Source organism: Mycobacterium sp. (genome assembly GCF_008709575.1).
In the GTDB taxonomy this organism is placed as follows: Bacteria; Actinomycetota; Actinomycetes; order Mycobacteriales; family Mycobacteriaceae; genus Mycobacterium.
The window spans coordinates 1-7,392 of sequence record NZ_VYIK01000097.1 but is presented as its reverse complement, the minus strand read 5'-3'; the positions used below and the strand labels follow the sequence as shown (position 1 = coordinate 7,392).

The following is a 7,392-nucleotide window of genomic DNA, read 5'->3' as shown; positions in this document are numbered from 1 at the left end:
GCCGGGATGGTCAGCCCGATGCTGGCAATCGACGAACCGTAGGCGAGGTTGAGGCTGGTCTGGATGCGGCCGCGGCGCGCAGCACGTGCCGCCGCGAGCGTCTCGGGAAGCATCACCAGCGATGCGATCACCACCCCGACCAATGCCTGCGGGAATCCGAACGCCGTCACCGCCCGCTCGATCGTGGGCGACTCCACTTTGGCCAGACCCACCACCGCGACGAGCGCGACGAGCAGCAGACCGAAGCTCGTCAGCGCCGACCGGACGCTCGGCGGCTCGGCGTGGGTGTCGTCTTCGACACGTTCGGGCTGGCCCTTCTGCGCGACCGGCAGAAAATAATCGCGGTGCCGCACGGTTTGGGTTAGAACGAACAACAGGTAAAGCGCGAATGCCGCGATCGCCGCGAAGACCAGCTGGCTGGGCGCGTATTCCGGTCCCGGGTGACTTGTGGTGAACTTCGGCAGCACCAGGCTCAGCGTGGCCAACGTGGTCACCGTGGCGAGCTCGGCGCCGCTGCCCCGCGCGTTGAACAGTGTCACCCCATAGCGGGCCGAACCCAGAACCAACGACAACCCGACGATCCCGTTCATGGTGATCATCACCGCGGCGAACACGGTATCTCTGGCCAGCGTGACCGTGTGGTGATCTCCGGAGGCCATCAGCGTGACGATCAACCCGACCTCGATCGCGGTCACCGCGACGGCCAGCACCAACGACCCGAATGGTTCACCGACCCGGTGCGCGACGACCTCGGCGTGGTGAACCGCAGCCAACACGGCACCCACCAGGAGCGCCGCCAGCAGCACGGCCCCGGCCGTTCCGACCTTGGTACCCCACGTCAGCAGGAGCGCCGCGAACGCAAGCGGCGGCAGCACCGCCGTCCAGGACACCAGTTTCGCCACACCGCCGCCGTTCCCCGAATCCACCAGGCCAGCACACGGTATCAGTGGCTTACCGCACTAGTCCCCCGGTAGTCGTCAGCCGAAAAACGCCGCCGCGTCGTCGTAGCGGCTCTGCGGCACCAGCTTGAGCTGGCGCACCGCGTCGGCCAGCGCCACCCGGCCGATGTCCTGGCCGCGCAGCGACACCATCTGGCCGTACTCGCCGGCGTGGGCGGCGTCGGCGGCGTTGACCCCGAATCGGGTGGCCAACACCCGGTCGTAGGCGGTCGGGGTGCCGCCGCGTTGCACGTGGCCCAGCACGGTCACCCGCACCTCTTTGTTGATGCGCTTTTCCACCTCGGTTGCCAGCTGCGCGGCGACCCCGGTGAACCGCTCGTGGCCGAATTCGTCGAGCCCGCCTTCGGCCAGCGGCATCGAGCCGGGGATCGGTTTGGCGCCCTCGGCGACCACGCAGATGAAGTGCGAATCGCCCCGCTGGAAGCGGCGCTTGACCAGTCGGCACACCTCTTCGACGTCGAAGGGCTGTTCGGGGATCAGCGTCATGTGCGCCCCGGACGCCAGCCCGGCGTTCAGCGCGATCCAGCCGGCGTGCCGGCCCATCACCTCCACCAGCATCACCCGCTGATGCGATTCGGCGGTGCTGTGCAGCCGGTCGATAGCCTCGGTGGCCACCGTCAGCGCGGTGTCATGGCCGAACGTGACGTCGGTGCAGTCGATGTCGTTGTCGATGGTCTTGGGCACACCGACCACGGGAACGTTCTCCTGGGACAGCCAGTGCGCGGCGGTCAGCGTGCCCTCGCCGCCGATCGGGATGAGCACATCGATGCCGTTGTCATCGAGGGTCTGCATGATCTGCGGGAGCCCGGCCCGCAACTTGTCCGGGTGCACCCGGGCGGTGCCCAGCATGGTGCCGCCCTTGGACAGCAGCCGGTCGTTGCGGTCGTCGTTGTGCAACTGGATGCGCCGGTTCTCCAGCAAGCCGCGCCATCCGTCTTGGAACCCGACGACCGAGGAGCCGTAGCGGGCATCACAGGTACGCACTACCGCCCGGATGACCGCGTTGAGCCCGGGACAGTCGCCGCCGCCGGTAAGCACCCCGATCCGCATACTGCTCATCTTGCCCCGCCCGGTGGCCGCATTGGCACCTTCAGGCCGAAAACCCGACCAGTCGGTGACATCTGCTTGGATGGCTCGCAGAGCGAGGCTATGCGACGACGGCGAGGGGGAGATCCATGCCAGACCAGGAGGCGACCCGACAAGCCCCCGCGCTGGCGCTCGCGGCGCGGAGCATTGCGATGAACGGACCGTGGGGTCGGGCCTTCGGCCCGCTCGACCTCGACATCGAAACCGGCGGCGTCACCGTGCTGACCGCTCCGGCCGGTTCGGGGCGGACCGCACTGCTGATGAGCCTGGCCGGCCGGATGAAACCGGCGACCGGCACGATCACGGTGTTCGGTCGAACCGGGGCCCGCAACATCTTCGCGGTGTCCGCCCTGGCCGGCATCGAACAACTCGACTCGGTGTACGAGTCGGTCACCGTCGCCGATCTCATCACCGAGCGGTCCCGCTGGGATGCGCCCTGGTACCGGTTGGTTCCCCGGGCCGGCGACGAAGAACTTCAGGCCATGTGCGGGCCGGTATTCGGCCAGCTGCCGCTGCCGCGTCTCAGCGCCTACGTCGGGGAGCTCGACGAACTGGACGGGTTGCTGCTGCGCATCGCGCTGGCCAACACCGCCCGGCCGCCGTTGCTGGTGGTGGGCAGCCTCGATCAGGTGACCAGCGACCGCAACCGCGAAACGTTGATCCGCCGCCTGGTCGATCTGGGCGAGCATCAGACGGTGATCACCGCGACGGTCAACCCCGTACCGGAGGGTCTGGGCATCCGCACCCAGATCCCGGTCGCAGATCTGCATCGCGACCACCTGGCTCCCGCCTCACCGCAGAAAGGCGATGACTGATCATGCTTGCCGGAATGTCACTGGGCACCGACCTCAAGCGTTACTCCCGCGGCACCATGCCCCGCGTGGCGTTGATCACGATCATCGTGCTCCCGCTGCTTTACGGGGCGATGTACCTGTGGGCTTTTTGGAACCCTTTCGCCGCGGTCGACAAGATCCCGGTCGCGCTGGTCGACGAGGACCGCGGCGCAACCGTGGCGGGCCATGAGGTACGGGCCGGTGACGAGGTCGCGGCAGCCCTGGTGCGGTCCGGTCAGCTGAACCTGCACCAGATGTCGGCACGCCAAGCAGCCAAAGGAGTTTCCGACGGCAGTTACTACTTCTCGATCACGCTGCCGGCGGACTTCAGTGCCGCCGTGGTGTCGCCCGCGGGGCCGCATCCGCGCACAGCCGAAGTCCAGTTCCGGTTCAACGACGCCAACAACTACCTGGCGTCGGTCATGGGTCAAAACGTCGCCCGCGAGGTGCTCAACCAGGTCAGCGCCAAGGTCGGCGAGCAGGTCATCGGCACCGCGTTGTCCCAAGTCACCGACGAGGTCAAAAAGGCCTCCGACGGCGCCGGGCAGCTGGCAGACGGCGCCCGAACGCTCGCCGAGAACCTCACCACCGCCCATGGGGGTTCGATCACGCTCGCCGACGGCGCCCACCGGTTGTCCACCGGGGTCCGGCAGGCCACCGACCCGCTGCTGAAAATGACGGACGACCTCGCCACGATGGGTCTCGACCCGGACAAAGCCGGTGCCGCGGCGACGCGACTCAGCGGCAGCATCAAGAACCTGACCGACCGTCTTGCGGCCCTCAACCTCGACTACCGACAAGCCGCCGGGATCGTCAACCAGGTGGTGGACGGGTTGCGGGCGAACCCGGATCCGGCTGTGCAGGGGCTCGGGGACACGCTGGCCGGCGCGCAGCGCCTGTTGGACGCCAACGGGATGGACCCGGCCACCGACGAGGGCCTGAACCGACTGCGGGACAACGCCCAACAGCTGCAAAACGATCTGGCCGACCCCAACAGCCGGCTGCGCACGTTCATCACCCACACGCTGAACGGCGGGCTGAAGTCCGATCTGGTCGCCCTGCGCACCGGCGCCTCCGACCTCGATGCCGGTGCGCACAAGCTCAGTGGCGGGCTGGGACAGCTGGCAGCCGGAGGTGACCGACTCCGAGACGGGGCGCAGCAGTTGGCAGCCGGGTTGGGTGCGGCCGACAAGAGAGTATCGGCGCTGACCGATCAGCAACGCGTCCAGGTCGCCCAGATTTTGGCGAATCCGGTTGGCGCCGAGCTGGATTTCACCCATCACGCGGCCACGTTCGGTACCGGGTTCGCGCCGTTCTTCTTGCCGCTGGCCTTGTTCATCGGTGCGCTGATCGTCTGGATGTTGTTGACTCCGTTACAAACCCGCGCGATCGTCACTGGGCTGGGCGCACTGCGGGTGGTGCTGGCCTCCTACTGGCCGGCGCTGCTGCTGGGAGTGGCCCAGGTGGCGCTGATGTATACGGTGGTGCACTTCGGCCTCGGACTGAACGCCAGCTACACCGCGGGCATGGTGGCGTTCCTGATCTTGATATCGGCCGCTTTCCTGGCGTTGATCCAAGCGTTCAACGCGGTTCTCGGTGTCGCGGTGGGTCGAGTCGTCACGCTGGCGTTCTTGATGTTCCAGCTGGTGTCGTCCGGCGGGGTGTACCCGGTGGAGACGACGGCGAAGCCGTTTCAGATTCTGCACCCCTACGACCCGATGACCTACGCCGTGACCGGGCTGCGGCAGCTCACGGTTGGCGGCATCGACACCAGGATGTGGATCTCGGTGGGCGTTCTGGTCGGGGTGCTCGCCGTGTCGCTGGCGGCCAGCGCATGGGCGGCCCGCCGAGATCGCCAGTTCACGCTGGAACGGCTGTATCCACCGATCGAGGTGTGACGCGGCCGCGGTCGCCAGCTGGTTGGTGATGCCGCCGTGGTGGTGCAGCCGGTGGTGATAGGGCACACCACCAGCACCAGGTTTGCGGGACGGGTGAGGTGCGGCGCGCCGGGTCAGGGTGTCCCGGCTCAGCTCAGCCGGTCACCTCAGCTGCCGCCTCAGAGCCCCGCCAGATCCGCCAGCCCGAGCAAGGCCTGCGCCGGAGCAATCACGGCGTCGACGTTGAAAGCGTCGAGGCCCACGGTCAGGCCGTCGGCGAAACCCGCCGGAGTGCCGAGCGTAAATTCCCGGCCAGCTAGGACGAATAATAGGATATTTATAAAAGGAAAGACTGATAGCTCGGTTTGGAAGGTATACAGATTTTGTGGGTCCGGCACGGGCCCAAACAGGAAAACGTCATCGCCGGGGGTAGGGGTCTGTCCGGCGAGGGTTTGGATCAAGCCGGCGATGACGTCTTCGCCGGGACCGATGAGAATATTGTCGAGACCCGCAACGTCATTCGCCACACCCTCGGCAAAGCCGGTCTGGGTGCCGAGCGCGAAATCGGCCTGCCCGGTGGTGAAGTCGGCCTGTCCGGCGGCGACACTGGCGTCGACGTTGGCGACGATGTCGGCAAAATCGTCGGCGCGGGCGGCGGGCGCGGCTACCAGTTGGCTCAGCGCGACGGCAGCCGTGCCGAGGCCGACCGTGACGGCGCCTCGGCGAAACTGATGACCGCTACGGCCGTTGCGGTGTGCCTCATTGCGCGCAACGTCCTTTCGATTGAAGTTCATCAGTTTTTTCCTTCAGTTGCTTCGCCCTGAAAAATCTGACTCATCCCCGACCGGCCAGCCCCGATCAGCAGCCAGCTTGCGGCCTCCTCCCACTGCCGCGCCACCCCCAGCCCCGTCCCCTTCGCATCGGCCGAAATCCGGGCATAAATCGCCGCCGACCGCACCTCGGACCGCTGACCAGCCGTTTTCGCTTTCACCAGAGAGAGATTATTAGCAAAATCTAACTTTGGCCAGCTCAGTGAGCCCGCCGTCTTCTCAGCGACAGATGTGGCGGGCGTGCAGGCCGCGGCGAGGTGGTCCCGACTGAGGACACATGTAGGCGGGTCATGTCCAGTCCCAACCTCAGCGAAAGTGAAACTGTTGCGACAACCGCTTGACAATGCTCCCAAATTTTCTGCAAGGGCTTAAGTTTCGATGACCCGGCTCCCGGTGAACGCGAGACGAACTTTCGTGGGAGACCGTTAGATCGGCGCGGGTCGAGGATCGCCGATCGGTGTGGGTGCGCGACCTGGTGGACGAGGTGAATCTTTGCGCGCCAACGGAAAGCTGCTCGACATGGTCGCGGACCGCTCAGCTACGGTGCCGGCCCGCTGGCCGGGCGCGGGTGACGACGGATGCAACGCGCAGATCGCTACCGCGTCGCTGGATCCGTTTCGCGCTATGCCAGCGCATTGCATCAGCACCTGCCCCAGGCGGTTGGCTTCCTCGGCCCATTCCATGTCACCAAGCTCACGCTCCCCGCGCTCGGCCGAATCCGTCGGCGCGCCGGCCGGCTCTGCCAGCGGGCCCGGATCGGCCGCGAGGCGGGCTCCTCACCAGTGACCCGCGCGGGAAGCTCCCCGCCCGCGGCGGCGGGGCCGCAATTAAACGAAGTTAATGTCCGGCGGGGCTCACGGTGACCGTGATGTTGTCCGCGTTGGGATTTGAGGCAATGACAAGTCTGGCGGCGTTGGCAGCCGAAACGACTTGTCCACCAGTGACACTGACCTGATAGCCGTTCGGATACTCGATGGTCGGCGTCGAGATGGTGGTCTGCGAGCCGGCCGAGAACTCACCCGAACCGTCAGCCATCGCAGTGGAGTAGCTCAGGTTGAACGTCTTGGTGGCGGGGTCAAACGACCAGGAATCCGGAGTGCCGGCGACCGCCTGCGGATAGGGCTGGGACAGCGTCACCTGGGCGGCGTTGTAGATGTTGGCGTTGCCGGATTGGTCGAAGTTGTATAACCAATACATCCAGCCGAACTCGTGCTCGTTAGCCGCAGTCATCTCGTCGTTGAGGGCGGGACTGTAGGCGGTGTCGCCGAACTCGGTGATCATCGCCGGGATGTCGTGCGCCTTCGCGTAGTCCTGGGCCCAACCGTCGATCAGCGCATCGTAAGCGCCGCAGCCGAAACTGGTGGAGCTGATGAAATCGGCGGTCAGACAATAAGGGTGAAACGCGAAGACACTGTTCGAGTCATCGACGGTGCCAAGGTGAGTGTCCACCGGGAGATTGCCGAACAAAATATTCGGTTCGAACCACACCGGGGTACTCGCGTCGACAGCCCTGATCGCCGAATCCACCTGGTTATAGAACGGGGTCAGGTCCTGCTGGTCGAAAAATAGGCTGCCCAACAGGGTTTGCAGCCATTGTGGTCCCGGCCACGGTTCATTCATGATCCCAAAACCGATCACGTTGGGATCGTCTTTGAAGTAGTTCGCCACGGCTTCCCACATCTGGGCGTAATTATCCTCGAGATTGACTCCATCGACTGAGCCGTTCGACCAGAACGCATCCCAGGCATGTTGTGAGGTGTTTCTGACTTAACCGCAGAGGCGGCTCCAAAAATTACCCAATGCATGA

General features: G+C 65.7%; 7 protein-coding genes and 2 pseudogenes. 3 read left to right on the top strand and 6 right to left on the bottom strand.

Going from position 1 to position 7,392, the window contains the following annotated elements; all coding sequences use genetic code 11:
• Nucleotides 1-902: ionic transporter y4hA (locus F6Q13_RS16395; protein ID WP_293058780.1), on the bottom strand; the 902-nt coding region annotated here is incomplete at its 3' end.
• Between the two features lie 75 nt (nt 903-977).
• Nucleotides 978-2,009 (bottom strand): ATP-dependent 6-phosphofructokinase, encoded by a 1,032-nt coding sequence (locus tag F6Q13_RS16390; RefSeq protein WP_293058776.1) that lies wholly within the window; start codon nt 2,007-2,009, stop codon nt 978-980.
• Between the two features lie 125 nt (nt 2,010-2,134).
• On the opposite strand from F6Q13_RS16390, the gene F6Q13_RS16385 reads away from it, so the two are divergent.
• Nucleotides 2,135-2,860 carry an ATP-binding cassette domain-containing protein gene (locus F6Q13_RS16385; RefSeq protein WP_293058774.1) on the top strand — a complete coding sequence of 242 codons (726 nt, stop codon included), beginning with the start codon at nt 2,135-2,137 and terminating at the stop codon, nt 2,858-2,860.
• 2 nt (nt 2,861-2,862) lie between these two features.
• On the top strand, nt 2,863-4,776 hold the full coding sequence (locus F6Q13_RS16380) for a YhgE/Pip family protein (RefSeq protein ID WP_293058772.1): 1,914 nt from the start codon (nt 2,863-2,865) through the stop codon (nt 4,774-4,776).
• A 158-nt stretch (nt 4,777-4,934) separates the two neighbouring features.
• Here the strand turns inward: F6Q13_RS16380 and F6Q13_RS16375 are convergent, their stop codons facing one another.
• Together F6Q13_RS16375 and F6Q13_RS16370 are read right to left on the bottom strand one after the other, a co-directional pair.
• On the bottom strand, nt 4,935-5,549 hold the full coding sequence (locus tag F6Q13_RS16375) for a hypothetical protein (protein ID WP_293058769.1): 615 nt from the start codon (nt 5,547-5,549) through the stop codon (nt 4,935-4,937).
• A gap of 39 nt (nt 5,550-5,588) precedes the next feature.
• Nucleotides 5,589-5,749, bottom strand: a pseudogene (locus F6Q13_RS16370) (recombinase family protein); the annotation flags it as partial.
• 414 nt (nt 5,750-6,163) lie between these two features.
• On the opposite strand from F6Q13_RS16370, the gene F6Q13_RS20325 reads away from it, so the two are divergent.
• Nucleotides 6,164-6,448, top strand: a complete 285-nt coding sequence (locus tag F6Q13_RS20325; RefSeq protein ID WP_367141336.1) for a transposase — start codon at nt 6,164-6,166, stop codon at nt 6,446-6,448.
• On the opposite strand, the gene F6Q13_RS16365 is transcribed toward F6Q13_RS20325, so the two are convergent.
• Together F6Q13_RS16365 and F6Q13_RS16360 are read right to left on the bottom strand one after the other, a co-directional pair.
• Nucleotides 6,423-6,782 (bottom strand): hypothetical protein, encoded by a 360-nt coding sequence (locus F6Q13_RS16365; protein WP_293058778.1) that lies wholly within the window; start codon nt 6,780-6,782, stop codon nt 6,423-6,425. The two genes, F6Q13_RS20325 and F6Q13_RS16365, sit on opposite strands and share 26 nt — an antisense overlap.
• Nucleotides 6,774-7,271: pseudogene (locus tag F6Q13_RS16360) on the bottom strand (glycoside hydrolase family 5 protein); the annotation flags it as partial. The gene F6Q13_RS16365 and the pseudogene F6Q13_RS16360, both read right to left, overlap by 9 nt.
• Nucleotides 7,272-7,392 lie beyond the last annotated feature (121 nt).

Coding starts and splice junctions, on each gene's coding strand:
- F6Q13_RS16390 (WP_293058776.1), bottom strand. CDS start 2,009: ATGCGGATCGGGGTGCTTACCGGCGGCGGCGACTGTCCCGGGCTCAAC.
- F6Q13_RS16385 (WP_293058774.1), top strand. CDS start 2,135: ATGCCAGACCAGGAGGCGACCCGACAAGCCCCCGCGCTGGCGCTCGCG.
- F6Q13_RS16380 (WP_293058772.1), top strand. CDS start 2,863: ATGCTTGCCGGAATGTCACTGGGCACCGACCTCAAGCGTTACTCCCGC.
- F6Q13_RS16375 (WP_293058769.1), bottom strand. CDS start 5,549: ATGAACTTCAATCGAAAGGACGTTGCGCGCAATGAGGCACACCGCAAC.
- F6Q13_RS20325 (WP_367141336.1), top strand. CDS start 6,164: ATGCAACGCGCAGATCGCTACCGCGTCGCTGGATCCGTTTCGCGCTAT.
- F6Q13_RS16365 (WP_293058778.1), bottom strand. CDS start 6,782: ATGTATTGGTTATACAACTTCGACCAATCCGGCAACGCCAACATCTAC.